We start from the raw sequence: 17,730 nt of genomic DNA on the forward strand, positions 1-17,730 counted from the left end.
TATTTTGAAATGAACTGTCCTTCCAGCGTCGTTACCGCTTGGCCGGACAGGAGAATCCGCGATCCCACCTTTTAAATCAATAAATCATAGTGATAGAATTCGCGATCCCGAATAAAACCGAAAGACTCATAGAGCTTCTGCGCCGTTACATTATCAACCGCAGTCGACAGCGACAGTCCTTTGGCTCCCGTATCTATGGCATGCTTCCTAGCAGCTTCCAGCAGCTTTCTCCCAACTCCCCGGCCGCGAAACTCCGGCAGGACGAACAAATCGTTCAAGATCCAGGTATGCCTCATCGAAACCGAGGAGAATGTTGGATAAAGCTGCATGAAACCGGCACCTTTACCCGAAGCCTGATCCAACGCCAGGCAGATCACCGATTGTTCGTGGCGCAGTCTCTCTTCCAAGAATGCTCTGGCACCCGTAATATCCGAGCTTTGGCCATAAAATTGCCGGTATCTATCGAACAAAGGAGCGGCCAACTCCATATGTTCGAATCCTGCACGTATGACCTCAATATCGTTCGTCATTCTATACTTGCTCCTCCCCGCTCCCAATTCCATTATTATACATCCGCAGCACAGGGGCCGATAGCCTCATTTCTCAATTCCCTTTTTACAGGTACCGCTCTATAATATAAAATGTTGTGCTTTCCTACAATTTCACGAAAAAGGTGCTAAACCATGAGTATATTGACGGTTAAAAATTTGAGCCACGGATTCGGGGACCGAGGAATATTCCAGGACGTCTCTTTCCGGCTGCTGAAAGGCGAACATGTCGCGCTGATCGGGGCGAACGGCGAAGGCAAGTCCACCTTCATGAGCATCATTACGGGCAGCCTGGAACCGGATGCCGGCCAAATCGAATGGTCCAAAAAGGTCCGGGTCGGTTATTTGGATCAGCATGCAGTTTTGCAAAAAGGGATGACCATTCGTGACGTGCTCAAGAGCGCTTTCCGCTATTTGACGGATCTCGAAGCCGAAATGAACGAGATGTACGAGAAAATGGGTTCCGCCACGCCGGAAGAATTGGAAACTTTGCTCGAAGAAGTCGGCACCATTCAAGATACGCTGAACAACAACGACTTCTATTTGATCGATGCGAAAGTGGAAGAAATCGCGCGCGGCCTCGGTCTCGGCGACATTGGGCTAGAGCGGGACGTGACCGATCTCAGCGGCGGTCAGCGTACGAAGTTGCTTCTCGCCAAGCTGCTGCTGGAGAAACCGGACATTTTGCTGCTGGACGAGCCTACCAACTACTTGGACGAGGCGCATATCGAGTGGCTGAAGCGGTATTTGCAAGAGTACGAGAATGCGTTTATTCTCGTATCTCACGATATTCCGTTCCTGAACAGCGTCGTCAACCTCATCTACCATGTCGAAAATCAGGAGCTGCACCGTTACGTCGGCGATTATGACACGTTCCTTCAGCAGCACGAAGCGAAGAAACAGCAGCTGGAATCGGCTTATAAGCGGCAGCAGCAGGAAATCGCCGAATTGAAGGATTTCGTCGCCCGCAACAAGGCACGCGTATCGACGCGCAACATGGCCATGTCCCGTCAAAAAAAGCTCGACAACATGGAAGTCATCGAGCTGGCCAAAGAAAAACCGAAGCCGGAGTTCCGATTTAAAGAAGCGCGTACATCAGGCCGAATGATTTTCGAAACGCAGCAATTGGTCATCGGGTACGACGAGCCTCTCTCCCGACCGTTAGATCTGAAAATGGAACGCGGCCAAAAAATTGCTTTGGTCGGAGCGAACGGCATCGGTAAAACGACGCTGTTGCGCAGCATTCTGGGTGAAATCCAGCCGCTTGGCGGGACCGTCTCTCGCGGAGACAATCAGTTCGTCGGTTACTTCGAACAGGAAACCAGGGGCGATTTGGACGAGACTTGCATTGAAACAGTGTGGAAGGACTTTCCCGCCATGTCGCAGTTTGAAGTCCGCGCCGCACTCGCCAAATGCGGCCTTACGACGAAGCACATTGAAAGCAAGTTGTCGGTGCTCAGCGGCGGCGAGAAAGCGAAAGTACGTCTCTGTAAGCTGATCAACCGCGAGACCAACATTCTGGTTCTTGACGAGCCGACCAATCACCTGGACGTCGACGCTAAAGATGAACTGAAGCGCGCCTTGAAGGAATACAAAGGCAGCATTTTGCTGATCAGCCACGAACCGGAATTTTACCGCGATGTCGCCACCGAAGTATGGAATTGCGAGTCTTGGACGACGAAGGTGTTTTAAGGAACAACAACGAACCAGCCCGGTAGAGAGTGGCTTCTCTACACAGGCTGGTTCTTATTTATTATTAACCTTCGAACGTCATGTCAATCAGCATGATTTCCGACCGGCTTGCGATGCGTATCGGCGGGCCCCAGGAGCCGAAACCGGACGAGACCGCGACATGCATGCTGCCCTTGCGCATATAACCCCAATCGAGCTCGAACAGGCGCTTGGTGAACCAGTGGTTCGGCGCGAACTGACCGCGATGGGTGTGCCCGCAGAGCAGCAAATCGACGCCCGCTTCGGCTGCTTTATCAAAATGATACGGCTGATGATCCATCATGATGATCGGCTTCGCACGGTCCACGCCTTCCAGCAATGCCTCATGGCTGATTCTTCCTTCAGGATCCATCGATTCCGCTTGCTTGTCTTTCCGGCCGGCGATCACAATACCCCCTGCAATCACCACCCGCTCGTCCCGCAGCACCGGGACCCCAATCTCGCGCATTCGCCGCACGTATTCTTCGACGTGTCCTCCGTAATACTCATGGTTGCCGAGCACGGCGTAGACTCCATACTTCGCCCTGAGCAGTCGGAGCAAGTCACTGAGGTTGTTGCGCACGAACGGTTCAATGCTGTCATCGATCACATCGCCCGGAAGCAGGATGAGATCCGGCTGCAGCTCGTTCATTTTCTTAAGCAGCCGCCGCAAATGCCGCTTTCCTACGATGTTGCCCAGGTGGATATCGGACGCGGCGACGATCCGAAGCTTGTCCATCCCCTCCACCCGCTTGTGAACGCTGACGGGATATTGGCGAACAACAGGGCTCCAAGCGTTTCGCGAACCCCATAGCAGCAGCCACGCCACGATGCCGATCGCAATCCAGCCGGCCAGCAGCACATAGTTGGACGGTTTCATGCCGGCCAGACTGAGCAGCCATGCAACTATATCCGCGGCCAGAATCAGCAGCAAGCCGAATTCCATTATCGCAAAATAATACGAGCCGATGACCTTAAGGAGCCGAGCCGCGGGACGCAAAGGCCCCGGCAAAGGTACGCGGCCCAGCAAATAAGCAAACACGACGATGGAAAACACGATCCAATAAGCAGCCTGCGGAAAAGATGGCGCCAATTGATGAAGAAACAACCATCCGTGCCAACCTATGAAAACATTAATCAATGCATATATACCTATAAAAAATGAAAAACCGAGAATCATCCGACTGCGAGCTTTCATGTGCTTGTCTCCTCATGCTGATGAATGAAATGAGAAACTGAGAAGATTATAGCACAGGCATAAAAAATGGATAGAGAATCAGCTTTTTCGGATCCCTCTATCCATGTGCAATACGACTTTACCCTGTAATGTCTTTGCTCATCCGTACGTGCTCAATGCCGGCGTCCAGGAAGGGTTCGGTGGAGATGGTGGCGTAACCGAGCTTGCGATAAAATTGTTCGGCCGAACACTGCGCATCCAATATGGACCGGTGATAACCCATTTGGGCTGCGTCCTTCTCCATCGACAGGACAAGCAGTTTCCCCGCACCTGTGCCGCGATAGCGCTCGAGCACCGCAATTCGCTGCAGTTTGGCTGTGCCGGGCTCATACTCCCGCCAACGCGACGCCCCGATCGGTGTTCCGTCGTCAGCCAGGGCCAGGAAATGCCGGCAAGCCTCTACAGAGGCGTCAAATTCGTCGATCTCCTCTTCCACGGGAACGTTCTGTTCCTCCACAAACACTTCCTTGCGTATGGCGAACGCTTGCTGAAGTTGTTCCTCTGTCGTAATGCGATAACATTCCATCATGATCTTCCTTCCGTCCTCAACATGACCTCAATATACCGAAAAACCAAGGCCACGCGCAACGGATAAATGGCGAACAAGCGTACCTACGCCTCCACCCGGGTTCGAGTCGGGTCGCATCTCGGATCGGCGATCAAGCCGCTTGCGGACAGCTTCGATAAATAATAACATTCCTCCCGCATCATATGATCGGGAATCAAGGGTGAAATCCGACCCAGCACTTCAGCCGTGATTTCCGCATCCAACAGTTCCGCCAAAAACGCCATGAAAAACCGTATCTCCAGGCCGACCTCCCGATGGAACCGCCGAAAAGCCGGAAAATCGGTCAAATTCGTCCGGACGTAGCCTCCCATTTCGATCGCTTTCAAATAAAACGAATTAAAGTGTTTCTCGAAGTCCTTGCTTTTGTGAATCAGCTTCTTCTCCACCATATCCAAGTCGGCGGCTATCGCACCGGCGTGACCCGCGGCGTCCGGCAGCCATAACAAATCATGATGAAGCGGATCAAATGCCGGAACCGGTTGTCCAGCCAGCACGGCTTGCAGAACTCGCGCGTATTCCTCCAACTCATTGACCATGTGATTGAGGAACGTAGGCGTCAGCATGATTTTCAATTTCCCGACCAAAAGTCTGGCCAGCAGGTCCAGTTTATAAGCGCGAAAAGCCGTAACCTGGTTCATAGCCTCACGATTCAACGCCGACAAATCGGATCCAGCGGCCGCGGCCCTCGCCTGTCCGAGCAGCTGATCGAAGATCCGGATAAACGCTTCCGCTCTTTCGATCGCCCCCTTCTCGCTTGGCGACAGAGCATTCAGAATGAATCTCCCGTGATCCCCCATAATTTGCAGCCAAAACCGGTGTTCGTATAACACGGCATTCGCCTGGTTTCCATTCATCGGTCCGCACACTCCCCTCGCCCCAACCTATGCGTTCCCCTTTGTCCGATATGCGATAAAATAGGAATTGACTCTCACGTTACGTGATGCTTTAGGATGAATTTGGGAGGTGAGGAATCGATGGCTCTGCAAGTGAAAGAAGTGGCCGAACTTGCGGGTGTCAGTGTCCGGACGCTGCACCATTACGACGAGATCGGCCTGCTCGTTCCTTTCTCCGTGACACCGGCGGGATACCGGCTTTACAGCGGCGCCGACCTGGAGAGACTGCAGCAAATTTTGTTTTTCAAAGAGCTCGGTTTCAGTCTGAAGGAAATTAAAGAAATTTTGGACAGTCCGGGATTCGACCGGCGCAAAGCGTTGACGGCCCACCGGGAGCTGCTGCTCGAGAAGCGCGAACGGATGGACCGGATGCTGGAAACGGTGAACCGCACGCTGCAATCCATTGAAGGAGGAACACAAATGGCGGACAAAGAGTTGTTCGAAGGCTTCGACATGGACAAAATCCAAGAGCACCAAGCGAAATACAGTGAGGAAGCGCGGAGATTATACGGCAAAGAGATCGTGGAAGCGGCGGAGCGGAAAGTGGAAGGCTATTCGGAGGAAAAATGGAAAGAGATGCATGGGGTCATGGGCGGCATCTACAACCGTCTTGCGGACCGTATGGCGTACGGTCCTTCCGATTCGGAGGCTCAACAGGCTGTCGCGGAGTGGCGGCAGTATATCACCGATCATTTTTACGATTGCACGCTGGAGATCTTTCGCGGGCTCGGCAGCCTGTATGTCGACGATGAGCGCTTCACGGCCAACATCGACAAATACAAGCCCGGCTTGGCGCAATTCATGAAAGAAGCGATGCATCTTTACTGCGATCGTATGGAAGCCGCAAACCAGGCGTAAAGAAAACCCGTACTTCATTAGCCAATGAGGTACGGGTTTGGTATTATTCGGTTCTACCTGATAGTTTTTCGAGCTTGGACCCTATATCCGCTTTGGAAAAATCCTCTCCGATAAAGACGGCCACATCGTGGACCGTTTTTTGCGGTCTGATGGGCAGAAAATCGGTCTCCCGGTAAGCGTATTGGAACAAATATCGGTTGGCGGTGTCGCGGAAAGTGACGATGCCCTTTGCCCGATACACGCCTTCCGGCAGCTCACGCAAAAAGCGTTCGAATGCGTGGCTGTCCATAGCGCCATGGAGGTAATGGGTAAACACATGGACATGATCGTGATCATGGTGAGGATGACTTTCCATGTGGTCATGTGGCCCGTGCGGATGACCGGTCTCAAAATTCGCTGCCGGCTCATCGTAAATGATACGCGGATCAAGCTCCGCATTCACTGTAGAGACGATGTTCCCCGCCGGGTTCCATTCGGCGATGCGCTCCTGAAGTTCCGCCTTTTCCGGTTCTCCCACCAAGTCGGTCTTGTTCAGCACGACAAGCGACGCCACCCGGATCTGATCCTGCATCAGGCGGAACGTTTTGCCGGAGCCGATGCGAAGCCGGTCCAACAAATGCCGCGCATCCACCAACGTGACGACACCCCGCAGCTCCAGCTTTCCGTACATCGAAGCCTCGGTTACGGCATCCAGGATTTCGAGAGGCTGAGCGACGCCGGTCGACTCGATCCAGATCACGTCCGGCTTGTGCTCTTTCGCCAGGTTGGTCAACTCCACCCCAAGATCGCCCCGAATCGTACAGCAAATGCATCCGCCCAGCATTTCGGCCATCGGCACGCTGGCATCCACCATGATGCCGTCGAGATTGACCTCGCCGACCTCATTCATGAGCACGGCGGGTTTCCATCCCCTGCTCTTCGCATCATCCAGCAGGCGTCTGAGCAAAGTCGTTTTGCCGCTGCCGAGAAATCCAGTTAACACGTATACCGGAATCGTTCGATCGGTCATAGCGGGTTAAGGCTCGATCCGAACGGCGGTGCCGCTGACCGCGACCATGAGCATGCCTTCGCGGACGACTTCGTAATCCACGTCCACTCCAACGATGGCCGTCGCTCCAAGCCGCTGGGCCTGCGACGTCATTTCGGAAATCGCGATGTCGCGCGCTTCTTTCAGTTTGTTTTCGTATGCACCGGAACGACCTCCGATAACATCGGTTATCGAAGCCATGAAGTCGCGAAAAATGTTGGCGCCCATAATGGTTTCTCCGTTCACAATCCCCAAATACGAAGTAATGCGGTATCCTTCTATACTCGGCGTGGTGGTGACAATCATGCCGTTTCCTCCTCTAATTGGATTTCCAGCTTAGTGTAGCACAGCGCCGACAAGCGCAACAATGAAAAACCTGCCCTTGGTCAGGACAGGTAACGGCCGGATTCATATACGTTGCGGAATTGTTCGATGGCGCGCTGTCTCATTTCATCGTCGAACCCAGGCAATTCAGCGAGCAGGTCGGGGCCGGTCTTATCGGCAGGACCCGCGGTGCTCCCCGCGTAAATGAGCCATTGCGCCAAATCGTCGGCCGCGTTGATCCGGTCGAACGAATGATGATACCGGATTTTCGCTCTCTCCAGGTAGGCTTGCGGTTCGAAGGGATTCAGCTCGAGCACCTTCGTAAACGAACGGATCGCATCGTCCCACCGGCTCAACTGCTTGTAGATGAGTCCCATATTGTAATGGCCCTTCGGGTCGACCGGGCGAAGCAGCAAGTAGGCCAACGAATCCGTTAACGCCGCCTCATATTCGTCCATCCGGTAATAGAGATATCCCCTCAGCCATAACAGCCGCGCGTTCGAAGCGTCCAGCGCCAAGCCTTTGTTGCAGTCCTCTATCGCTTCCGCGAGTTTATCCGCGGCGTTGCGGCAGCGGGCGCGGCGCTCGTACAGCTGCGGATTGTCCGGTTCGGTGGCGATGGCGCGGGAATATTCCGCCTCCGCCATTTCCCAGTTTTCCATGCCCGTGTACAATTCCCCCATCGCGTACGATGTCTTGCTGTCCAACAACAGCGAGGCATCCCGCTCCACGGCAGCCTGGATGTCCATCATCGCTTCCTCATACCGGTCGATCATGTAACGGGTGAAACTGCGGCGCATGTAATAATCGGCCTTATCGTCCAGCTCGATCGCTTTGGTATATGCCTCAACCGCTTCCTCATACCGGTCGGAATCGATCGCGATCTCGGCTTTCTGCTTCCAATTCAGCGGATCACCCGGTTCAAGTTCCGTAAGAAAACGGTTCTCGATCCGCGCCTCTTCAAGCCGGTCGGCCTCTCGAAGCGCGTCGGCCAGCCAATAACGGATAATCATATTGTCCGGAAAATGCGCCTTCGCTTCATGCAGAATGGAGATCGCATCGTCCGCTTGCTCCAGCTGTCGATAAGTGGTGCAAAGCTCAAGATAAGCCGGCAGCCAGACGGGGTTTTGAAACTTCAGGTCTTGGAACAGCTTCTCCGCTTCCTGTGGACGTCCGCTTTGCCGGAGCATGATTCCTTTGCGCAACAACAGCTCGGCTGCACCCGGATAGATGCTGAGCGCAGCTTCCAACGCATCCAGTGCCTCATCCCAGCACTCCATTTTTTCAAGCAGTCGCGATTCGTAAAGGCGGAAACCGTATTCCTCTTCCGCTCCCTGCAGGAAACTGCGGACGCCCGCGGGCGAATAGTTCGTACGCCGCTTGATTTCCGACGCTCCCCGGTCCGGCATGTTTCTCCAAGTGTCATACAGCCGGACGGCTTTTCTCACTGCTTCCAGTGCTTCTTCATCCCGGTTCATCGCTTCGAGCACCATGGCATGACGATGATGGTAATGGGGAATCACAAGTTCGGGATCTTCCGCAGCCAACCGGTAGCACGCTTCGGCTTCCGGGATTTTGCCGAGCTTCATATAGACGCTGCCCAGTTCGAAATACGTAGAAATCTTCGTGTCGTCATTGCGGCTGAGTGCTTCCGTAAAATCGCGGGCCGCCAATTCGTATGCTCCCTGCTCGTTATGCGCGATCGCTCTCGCATACCAGTACATGGAAGGTTCCGGATCAAGCCGGATCGCTTCGTTCAGATCGGCGATCGCCTCCGCATCGCGCCCCATCTCGCTGAAGATATGGGCGCGCCGTTCATGCGCCGCGGGATCGGGATTTCGGAGCAGCAAGGCATTCAAAATACGCAAAGCTTGGTCCGAATCGCCGCTCTCGTGCAGCAATCCGGCGTAACGGACTTGATCCTGCGGCGTCAGCATGGACGTACCGGCTTGCCGGAACCAACGAAGGGCACGATTCCTTTGCCCTTTCCGCCAAGAACGATGTGCCATCCAACGGGCCCAATAACGGAACATGCTCTTCCCTCCCTGGTGACAACAAAAGCTGCCGAGGGATCGGCAGCTTTGCTATTGTGAATAACCATCGGTCGTATCGATGCCTTGCTCTACGGCAAATTCAAAATCATCGATATCATACAATTGAATCGGCATGCCATTCTGTACGATTTTGTCCTGGAAATCCACATGGTCGGTAAGCACTGGGCTTTGCAGCCGAAGCGAAGACAAAATCATCTCCGTCTCGATCGGATCGAACGCTTCCCCATACTGCATGTTCTCTACCGCATTTACCACAACGAACGTCACATTTTCATTAATCGGCAGCGGCGGACTTTCCCGCCACGGAGCCGCAAGCGCGCGCTCAAGCTTCTTTTTATTAAACGGATCCTCAAAGAATGCGATCATTTCCCCGATTTTCATCCGTACATGACGTTCGTCATCCGGGTCCTGCATGATCGGCTCCTGGCTCTCTTTGAGGTCGTAAAGCTCCATTACCGTAGAGTAAGGAATCCTGTATTCGACAGGACGTTTCGGCAGAAGCAGTTGCCCATATATGGCGATCATAACCGCCTCGATGACAAAACGCCGGCTCATTGTTCGTCAGTCCCTCCCAAAGCTCTAGAACCGTGTAGCGCATTGTTTCCCATTATATCATAAAACGAAGGACGTGAAGCCACCCTTTACGTTATAATAAGCGGAGATTGTTTCCTCTTTTCAGCCTACGAACACCGAAAGGACGGAATCGCGGGGATGACGGAGCCGACGTTGGAAGCCTATCGATTGATTTCTACTCCCGAGCAGCGCACATCATTCCGGGAGGAAATGCAAGCGGCAGGTTATTACGCCTTTTTTGCGTTTATCGAGGATTTACGGGGTACATTGAAAGCATACGCGGATGAAGAAATCGGAGAAATTGGCGGTCTTCTCGCCCGAGCGCGAGCGGATTTTCCGAGTCCCGGCCGGTTCAGTCCGTCTTGGGACAAGCTGTGGGAAGAGCTGGATCAGTTGTTTCATGCCAAAAATGAAGCATTAAACGCGGTGACGGCTGCCGAGCGCATGGGTGAATGGCAAGTGCTGCTGGACAATCCTTATTTGCCTCAGCAGGTGGTCTGTTATCCCGGTCTCTCTTTCACGGAAGCGGCTTATATGTACGCTTATTTTCAGAAGGATCTGAAGCCCAACGAGATTCTTCGGCTGCAGAAAGTGACCCGGCTTCTGAGCAAGTCGGGAAGTAAAAACGCTTCGATTTGGCCCGAGGATTGAGAAATCGGACTCCGGACAGCAGGTGATACCGACATGAAGGTTATGGAAAATGTACTGAATACGGACAAGCTCGAGCATTTTGCCGTACAGGTGAAGAAGCATAAAATCGACCACTGTCAGGTGTTTCACCAGGATAGGGTCGTTTTTTCGCATGCCCGAAACTCGGTGACGGAACGCAGGCTGCATAAATTTAATTCGGTAACCAAAAGCGTCCTCTCCCTCTTGATCGGCATTTCAATCGACCGCCGAGAGCTGGACGGCGTGGATTCGCCGCTCTCCTTATGGTTTCCGGACGCCCCGATGGACGTTACGGTCGGCCATCTGCTGACCATGACGCCCGGCTGGAGCTGGCCGGAATGGGGCGATTGGGGCGGACGGCCGCAGCCGATGCAGAACAGCAAAAATTGGATTCGATTTATTATGTCGCGGGAACGTCTGGAGCCGCCTGGCATGCGGATGCGGTACGATTCCGGCAGTTCTCAGCTTCTCAGCGCGATCCTCCAGAAAGCGACCGGCATGACCGCGGACAAATATGCGGAACGGCATTTGTTCGGCCCACTGGGCATTGACGCGTATCGTTGGTACAGCGACCCGAAAGGAACGACCATCGGCGGTTTCGGATTGGAGTTTGCCGCGCAGCATCTGCTCACGATCGGCCGGCTCATGCTGGACCAAGGCGTGTGGAACGGACGCCGGATCGTATCCGAGGACTGGGTCGCCTCCTCGACCGAACGGCGGTTTCATACCTATGATAAAGTCGGTTCCTACGGCTACCATTGGTGGGTGTTGACCCAAGAAAATGACCAAGTCACCGATCCTTACGTCTTTTTTGCCATGGGCTATGGCGGTCAATACATCTTTGTCGTGCCTGACCTCCGAATCGTCGTTACCTTTGCCAGTACCTTATACAAAGATACTTTCCTGCCTCTCCGGCTGTTTCGTCAGCTGATGTTTTAAAATACTTTATGTCATTAAATAAAGAACCACCGGGCTTTTTCAGCTCCGGTGGTTCTTCGCGTTTGTCATCCTAACGAAACCGCGTGAAGCGCTCCTTCCCGATAATACACAATTCTGCCCGCATCGTTGCGCAGTTTCACGTTGGCCATCTTGGCCTCATGCTCCGATAATTCGAATGATTCCCACTGTTCCGGTTGGAAGGCCGCATCTTCTGCGTCGATGCCAGCTTGGGACAAGGCTGCCGAGATTTGTTCCGCACCAGGCTCGGAATCCCAGAGATAAATGCCGTAATACGCCAGCTCATACCCGTTCACCTGGAACCCCGCCAGCAGCGTCCCGGTCTGCGAATGCTTCAATGTATAGGGCATCGCCCGCCATCCCGCCTTACAAATACGGATTTTCGTGCTTTGCCTTCAGCCGGCTCCAACGGCGCTCGATCTCGTCTTCGAATTCGCGCAGCGTTTCGGCATACTCCGGTTTGGACAGATGCTTCGTTTTGCCCATCATCTGCAGCCATTCCGACACCGGCACCCGCTTGCCCTTCTCTTCCGGGTTATACGTGATCGTGGTGACCCCTTTCTCCACTTCATAGAGCGGGAAGAAGCAGGAGTTCACCGCCTGTTCGATGATCGTAGAGCCGTCCTTGTCGTCGGACAGCCAGTTCAGCGGGCAGGTAATCAGTATTTTGCCGTACACCATGCCGACATTTTGCGCGTACCACTGCGCCTTTGCCGCTTTGCGCAGCAAGTCCTGCGGATTCGCTTCGCTGCCTGTGAACACGTAAGGAATATTCGTGGCCGCCATAATTTGCGCCGTATCCTTATGGTGGAACACTTTGCCGCCCTGTGCCTTGCCGACGTTCGACGTGGAGGTACGGTGCCCCATCGGAGTGGAGTAGGACAGCTGAGCGCCCGTGTTCATATAGCCTTCGTTATCGTACTCCAGAATGATCATGCGGTGATTCCGAAGAGCCGCGCCGATCGCTGGCCCCATCCCGATATCCATGCCGCCGTCACCGGTAATCATGACGAAGGTGAAATCGTCTTTCAAGCCGAGATGATCGAGTTCTCCGCGGCGTTTACGTTCTTGGAACATTTCGACGACGCCGGACAAGGTGGCCGCTCCGTTCTGGAACAGGTTGTGAATGTAGGTGGCTTTGTGGGCGGAGTACGGATAACCGGTCGTTACGACCATCGCGCAGCCCGTATGGAACAACGCGACGATGTCCCCTTCAATGCCTTTGAAAAACAGCTCGAGTCCCGAGAAAATGCCGCAGCCCGGACAAGCGCCGTGTCCCGGTGCAATGCGCTTCGGCTTCTTGGTGAGGGAACGCAGCGGTGGTACGCGCACATTGAGTTTGCCGGTCTCTTCATCCGGCGTCACCGTAATCAACCCGGTCTTGAGATCCTCGTATTTCATCGGCTCAAGCACACGCTTCGGCGCCTTCGCAGCGTCGCCAGGCGTATGACCGTGATAATCAAACGGCTTCTCGACGTGCCCCTTCTCTACCGCGTCGATCGCGTATTCGAACAATTTGAGGCCGTCTTCCGCATAAAAATCTTTGCCGCCCAAGCCGTAAATCCGGCTGATCACCATGGTGTTATGGTTGCCGTACGTTTGAAGAGCCGCTTTGATTTCCATCACCATATTGCCGCCGTGGCCGCCGTATGAATCCGCACGGTCTCCGACCGTGACGGCTTTCACGTTCTGAAGCGCTTCGGCGATCGCCTTCGCCGGGAATGGCCGAATCATGTTCGGAGAAATCGATCCTGCCTTCACGCCTTGAGCGCGAAGCTGGTCGACCACGTCCTTGATAATTTCTGCGGACGAGTTAAGCAGGAATACCGCCACTTCGGCGTCTTCCATCCGGTACAGGTCCAGAACGGGATAATCGCGTCCCGTGAGTTCGGCGTATTCATTGCGAATCCGGTCGAACACGGCTTCCGCTCTGTACATCGCCATCGATTGCTGATAGCAGTTGTTGATGTAATCGGGTTCGTTCATGTAAGGTCCGACGGTAATCGGGTTCTCGCGGTCCAGCACGTGTACGAAGCCTTCCGGTGGCCGCTCGCCGACGAACTTGAGCACATCTTCCCGATCGGCGAACGTCATGACTCGCCGTTTCTGGTGGCTCGTGAAGTAGCCGTCCGACGCCACCAGTACGGGCAGCCGGACTTCCGGATCTTCCGCCAGCTTCAGCGCGATGATGTTCATGTCGTAGACGGCTTGCGGATCCCGGCACAGCACGATCGGCCAGCCGGTGTTCAGCGCGAAATACAAATCGGAATGGTCGCCGTGAATGTCGAGCGGGCCCGACACCGAACGGCACACCAGGTTCATGACCATCGGGAAGCGGGTGCCGGACTGAACGGGCATCTGCTCCAACATGTACAAATAACCGTTGGCGCTTGTGGCGTTAAAGACGCGGCCGCCTGCGGTGGAAGCGCCGTAGCAGACGCCTGCGGAGCCGTGTTCTCCGTCGGCCGGAATCAATACAATGTCGTGCTGCCCGTTCGCTTTCATTAAATCAAGGAACTGCGCCACCTCGGTGGATGGGGAAATCGGAAAGTATCCCATGATGTGGTAGTTAATCTGATGTGCGGCATAAGCGGCCATTTCGTTGCCCGATTCGTACACGATGCGTTGTTCGACGGTACCGGCGCGGCCCGTTTCCTTGCGAATGTCGATCGCCATTGCTTATTCGCCTCTCTTCTCCCTGGGAAGATTGCTGGATTAAAGTGCCAGCTTGAACCGATGTGCGACCCTGTTGGCTTCCGCATAGCCTTCTTGCTCGATCTCGCTTTCGAGCGCGTCCGTCGGACAGGCTTGCACGCATTTCAGACAGCCTTTGCAATATTGATAATCGATACCTTGGAGGAACATTTGAGGACGCCCCTTCTTGTCCGGCAGCTCCTCCCACACGAAGCAAAAATCCGGGCACACGTTATCGCAAGCCGCGCAATGGATGCATTTGTCCTCGAGAAAATGCGGCATCATGCCCGCTCTGGAGATGCTTAAGTCCTTCAGAATGCTGTTCCCCGGATTCGTGATCGTGCCGCCGATCGGCTGGGTCTCGTAGCCGAGAACCGGCGTGTCCATCCGCACGTAATCGGGCATGCGGTCGCCTTCCGCCAGTTGGAAGAACTGGAACTTCACTTCGTCATAACCGCGCTGAAACGTATTTAACGCCGGCTGTACCGCGCCCGGGTATTTTTTCTCAAGGGATTTGCGAATGACGCCTTTCATGAACTCCGGATCCAGAAAGCCGCACAACCGGAACAAACCGCCGAGCATGGCCATGTTCACGCGGTTGTTCTCTTGCATCGAAATGCCGGTCGCGTCGACGACCGCAATCGTGCCGCCTTTCAGTTTCAACTGCTGCTTCAGCTGATCCGGCGTTTTTTTGGAGTTCACCAGGACGATGCTGTCCTCGTACATCCCCGAAATGACGTTGTTCGTTTTCGACAAGTTCTCATGGAAAATGCCGATGACATGTGGACGTTCAACGGGAGAAGTGTCCCGGATCAAGGCATCCATGTCGCAAAAACGGATATGTGCCTTGACGGGAGAGCCTTTCTTCTCGGAGCCGTACGAACTGAAGCTGACTCCGTTCAATCCCACACCCATGACGCCGGCCTCGGCCAACATTTTACCGGCAAGATTCGCGCCGAGTCCGCCGATCGATTCCAGCCGGATTTCGAAAAAACCTAGCTCGTTCACTTTGGGCAACTGCACCATGCTGTAGATTCGTCCCCTTTCGCGTTAAATGAGCGTAGATTAATGAGAACTTTGTAAACGATATCATTTAACATTTTCGAGATCTTTTATGAAAATCCTGCCACACCATGGAAAAATCGGCTCATTCGTCCGCACAGTTTATGCCGTCTTCGTCCGTTCGTTGAGTGCAGGCTCAGCGCCTCCTTCGTATCATTATATGATCACAAGGGCACGGCATTGCTAGAAGGTAAAGAGTACATGTCGCGCAAATAAAAAACGCTCCCGAAGGAACGTTTAAGCGTGATAGCGTTAGTCCGGCACATAGATCATTTTACGCGTCATGCCGCCGTCGACCACGAGGTTAATTCCGGTGACGAAGTCGTTCGCCGGATCGGTTAAATAGAAGCATGCGCGCACGATATCTTCCGGTGTGCCCACCCGGCCGGCCGGGTGCTGCCGATGGTCTTCGGGGCGCAGCTTCGTGTAGTCGCCGAATTCTATCCATCCGGGGCTGATCGCGTTAACCCGGACGCCGAATTCACCGAACGAAACGGCCATCGCATGCGTAAGAGATACGATCCCGCCTTTAGAAGCGGCGTATGCTTCGGTGTTGGCTTCCGACTGCAGCGCACGCGTCGAGGCAATATTCACAATGGAACCGTGCTTTTCCCGATTCTTCCACCTGCGTGCCGCTTCACGCGAACAGAGGAACGTCCCGCGCAAGTTGGAATCCAGCACGCCGTCCCATTCCTCTACCGTTAAATCAAGAGGAGACTTCGTGACTCCGTATCCCGCATTGTTGATCAGAATGTCTATGCCGCCGAATAATTCATCCGCAAATGCGAACAACGCGACAATATCCTCAGGCTTCCTCAGATCAGCCGCCTTGAATCTAGCCGATCCGCCTTCTCCGACCAACCAGCCTGCGAATTGCTCTCCACCCTTTTCCGGCAAGTCCGTCGCGACAACATTCGCGCCTTTCTCCGAATAGGCCCGCACGAGGTGACTTCCGATCCCGCCTGCCGCGCCCGTGATCAGGACGGTCTGTCCTTCGAACAAGTCGATCACTCTCCAGTCTTTAGCCGTGCCAAACGACTTTCAAGCATATCCAATAATACACGTGCCAATACATCGTCCAAACGAAGCAGTTGCTCAATTCCGGCAATATCTTGTTTGTTCCGGTGAAGAATCCGGTTCACCTCGGCAACCGTCACGCCGGCGAAATGCCTTTTATCATGAACGAGCACATCTCCCGCCCGTACGGAACCCGGTTCAAGTACACGGTAATAATAACCGGTCGCTCCGCTGTCCGCCACGAGTTTCGGCAATCCGTCCAAGCCCCATTTCATCGCGAGCTTCCAGCAAGGAACACGGGGCTGACTGATTTGTACGACGGCTGTTCCGACGCGAAACACGTCTCCTATGCACACATCCTCCTCCGTCGACGAACCGATGGTGAAATTTTCACCGAACGCTCCGAAGGGAAGCTGCCGCCCCAGCACTTGTTCCCAGTGCGGATAATTCACAAGGCTGTAAACACACACCGCTTTATCCGGTCCTCCGTGATGAACGCGGTCCGCCTGCTCGTCCCCTTCAATTCCTTCATATCCGAGCTCGAGCGCTCTATCCGCCGGTTCTTTGAATATCGCCGACTTCGCTTCTTTGCCTTTGAAGAAGGAAGTCTGTGCGCGCCCTCGATTCAATGATAAAAGAGGAATCTTATCCAATACCGTCAAATCTGCCCTCAAACGATTTCCCCCTCAAAGCCGTTACGACAAGCCGTTTCTTTCCACCGCGGTAAGCCGCCGGCCGCTCACTTGAATAGCAAGCCTTCCGTCCTTGAGCCCCCAAATTTCGTCCGCGAACTTCTCCGCCAATTCGATCCTGTGCAAGGCTGCAACGATGGTCGTTCCATGATCCGCGCACAGCTTTTTCATCGTGGCCATCATCGCCTCAGCCGAATGCGGATCCAAACCCGATACCGGCTCATCCGCAAACAACAGCCGCGCGCCGTGAACGAGCGAACGTGCGATGGCCACACGCTGGCGCTCTCCCCCGCTCAATTTTTCGGCTTGCCTGTGTGCATGTTCGAGCAATCCGACCTGCTCCAGCATGTCCATAGCACCCATGTAATCGTCGTTCCGCACCATGCCGGTGATTCTGCGCCAAAGAGGCGTTTGCTCGACGTTGCCGATCAGGACGTTTTTGAGCGCCGATTTTTTTTCATATAAAATGGGGCGCTGCTCCAAGTACGAAATTTTGCGGCGGAATTTCAACCGGGTCAGCGCACCGGCTTTCAAAATATCCTCGCCGTCGACCAAATACTCACCGGAGGTCCAGCGATCCTTCATCGCCAAACAGCGTAGAAATGCCGATTTGCCGCTGCCGCTTGCGCCGACCACAGCGACGAACCGTCCCTGCGGAAGATGCGCGTCTATTCGGTCCAAAACCGTTTTCCCTTCCGGAAGCTTAAGCGTTAATCCGCGTATGGTGATCATCGAGTGACAAAAACTCCTTCAAAACAAGATGATTCTAGTTTATTTCATTCAGGAACACCTTTCCATACGAACAAATGTTTGCTATAATAGGAATGGGAACATACGTTCCGACCAT

18 protein-coding genes are annotated in these 17,730 nt (G+C 54.1%); 4 read left to right on the forward strand and 14 right to left on the reverse strand.

Annotated elements, in window-relative coordinates; all coding sequences use genetic code 11:
* Window positions 1–71 precede the first annotated feature (71 nt).
* Entirely contained in the window at window positions 72–530 is a 459-nt protein-coding gene (locus E5161_RS01915; protein ID WP_136775894.1) for a GNAT family N-acetyltransferase, read from the reverse strand.
* Between the two features lie 153 nt (window positions 531–683).
* On the opposite strand from E5161_RS01915, the gene E5161_RS01920 reads away from it, so the two are divergent.
* Complete coding sequence (locus E5161_RS01920; protein ID WP_136775895.1) at window positions 684–2,240, forward strand: ABC-F family ATP-binding cassette domain-containing protein; 1,557 nt, start codon at window positions 684–686, stop codon at window positions 2,238–2,240.
* 64 nt (window positions 2,241–2,304) lie between these two features.
* Here E5161_RS01920 and E5161_RS01925 read toward each other — a convergent pair whose 3' ends face one another.
* The 3 genes from E5161_RS01925 to E5161_RS01935 all read right to left on the reverse strand — a co-directional run bounded on the left by E5161_RS01925 (window position 2,305) and on the right by E5161_RS01935 (window position 4,917).
* A complete protein-coding gene (locus E5161_RS01925) occupies window positions 2,305–3,456 on the reverse strand; it encodes a metallophosphoesterase (RefSeq protein ID WP_136775896.1) in 1,152 nt (383 codons plus the stop codon).
* A 118-nt stretch (window positions 3,457–3,574) separates the two neighbouring features.
* Window positions 3,575–4,021 carry a GNAT family N-acetyltransferase gene (locus tag E5161_RS01930; RefSeq protein WP_136776392.1) on the reverse strand — a complete coding sequence of 149 codons (447 nt, stop codon included), beginning with the start codon at window positions 4,019–4,021 and terminating at the stop codon, window positions 3,575–3,577.
* A gap of 86 nt (window positions 4,022–4,107) precedes the next feature.
* Window positions 4,108–4,917 (reverse strand): DUF2935 domain-containing protein, encoded by an 810-nt coding sequence (locus tag E5161_RS01935; protein ID WP_136775898.1) that lies wholly within the window; start codon window positions 4,915–4,917, stop codon window positions 4,108–4,110.
* Between the two features lie 120 nt (window positions 4,918–5,037).
* On the opposite strand from E5161_RS01935, the gene E5161_RS01940 reads away from it, so the two are divergent.
* The gene (locus E5161_RS01940; RefSeq protein WP_136775900.1) at window positions 5,038–5,814 is read left to right on the forward strand and encodes a MerR family transcriptional regulator; all 777 of its coding nucleotides are present in this window, start codon (window positions 5,038–5,040) and stop codon (window positions 5,812–5,814) included.
* 43 nt (window positions 5,815–5,857) lie between these two features.
* On the opposite strand, the gene E5161_RS01945 is transcribed toward E5161_RS01940, so the two are convergent.
* The 4 genes from E5161_RS01945 to E5161_RS01960 all read right to left on the reverse strand — a co-directional run bounded on the left by E5161_RS01945 (window position 5,858) and on the right by E5161_RS01960 (window position 9,774).
* A complete protein-coding gene (locus tag E5161_RS01945; RefSeq protein WP_136775901.1) occupies window positions 5,858–6,823 on the reverse strand; it encodes a CobW family GTP-binding protein in 966 nt (321 codons plus the stop codon).
* A 6-nt stretch (window positions 6,824–6,829) separates the two neighbouring features.
* Complete coding sequence (locus E5161_RS01950; RefSeq protein WP_136775903.1) at window positions 6,830–7,147, reverse strand: YbjQ family protein; 318 nt, start codon at window positions 7,145–7,147, stop codon at window positions 6,830–6,832.
* Window positions 7,148–7,227: 80 nt separating this feature from the next.
* Window positions 7,228–9,198, reverse strand: a complete 1,971-nt coding sequence (locus tag E5161_RS01955) for a tetratricopeptide repeat protein (RefSeq protein WP_136775905.1) — start codon at window positions 9,196–9,198, stop codon at window positions 7,228–7,230.
* A 51-nt stretch (window positions 9,199–9,249) separates the two neighbouring features.
* A complete protein-coding gene (locus tag E5161_RS01960) occupies window positions 9,250–9,774 on the reverse strand; it encodes an ADP-heptose synthase (protein WP_136775906.1) in 525 nt (174 codons plus the stop codon).
* A 156-nt stretch (window positions 9,775–9,930) separates the two neighbouring features.
* Between E5161_RS01960 and E5161_RS01965 the strand changes: the two genes are divergently transcribed.
* Both E5161_RS01965 and E5161_RS01970 read left to right on the forward strand, forming a co-directional pair.
* Window positions 9,931–10,443 carry a hypothetical protein gene (locus tag E5161_RS01965; RefSeq protein ID WP_136775908.1) on the forward strand — a complete coding sequence of 171 codons (513 nt, stop codon included), beginning with the start codon at window positions 9,931–9,933 and terminating at the stop codon, window positions 10,441–10,443.
* A gap of 33 nt (window positions 10,444–10,476) precedes the next feature.
* A complete protein-coding gene (locus E5161_RS01970; RefSeq protein ID WP_136775909.1) occupies window positions 10,477–11,400 on the forward strand; it encodes a serine hydrolase domain-containing protein in 924 nt (307 codons plus the stop codon).
* A gap of 65 nt (window positions 11,401–11,465) precedes the next feature.
* On the opposite strand, the gene E5161_RS01975 is transcribed toward E5161_RS01970, so the two are convergent.
* The 6 genes from E5161_RS01975 to E5161_RS02000 all read right to left on the reverse strand — a co-directional run bounded on the left by E5161_RS01975 (window position 11,466) and on the right by E5161_RS02000 (window position 17,615).
* Complete coding sequence (locus tag E5161_RS01975) at window positions 11,466–11,768, reverse strand: hypothetical protein (RefSeq protein WP_136775911.1); 303 nt, start codon at window positions 11,766–11,768, stop codon at window positions 11,466–11,468.
* 16 nt (window positions 11,769–11,784) lie between these two features.
* Window positions 11,785–14,094 (reverse strand): thiamine pyrophosphate-dependent enzyme, encoded by a 2,310-nt coding sequence (locus E5161_RS01980; RefSeq protein WP_136775912.1) that lies wholly within the window; start codon window positions 14,092–14,094, stop codon window positions 11,785–11,787.
* A 39-nt stretch (window positions 14,095–14,133) separates the two neighbouring features.
* The gene (locus E5161_RS01985; RefSeq protein ID WP_136775914.1) at window positions 14,134–15,138 is read right to left on the reverse strand and encodes a 2-oxoacid:acceptor oxidoreductase family protein; all 1,005 of its coding nucleotides are present in this window, start codon (window positions 15,136–15,138) and stop codon (window positions 14,134–14,136) included.
* 288 nt (window positions 15,139–15,426) lie between these two features.
* Window positions 15,427–16,176 (reverse strand): SDR family NAD(P)-dependent oxidoreductase, encoded by a 750-nt coding sequence (locus tag E5161_RS01990; RefSeq protein WP_425456427.1) that lies wholly within the window; start codon window positions 16,174–16,176, stop codon window positions 15,427–15,429.
* Between the two features lie 5 nt (window positions 16,177–16,181).
* Window positions 16,182–16,865, reverse strand: a complete 684-nt coding sequence (locus E5161_RS01995; RefSeq protein WP_246042063.1) for an MOSC domain-containing protein — start codon at window positions 16,863–16,865, stop codon at window positions 16,182–16,184.
* A gap of 21 nt (window positions 16,866–16,886) precedes the next feature.
* The gene (locus tag E5161_RS02000) at window positions 16,887–17,615 is read right to left on the reverse strand and encodes a phosphonate ABC transporter ATP-binding protein (protein ID WP_136775916.1); all 729 of its coding nucleotides are present in this window, start codon (window positions 17,613–17,615) and stop codon (window positions 16,887–16,889) included.
* Window positions 17,616–17,730: the final 115 nt, after the last annotated feature.

Origin of the sequence: Cohnella pontilimi (assembly GCF_005049045.1) — a bacterium.
GTDB lineage: Bacteria > Bacillota > Bacilli > Paenibacillales > Paenibacillaceae > Cohnella > Cohnella pontilimi.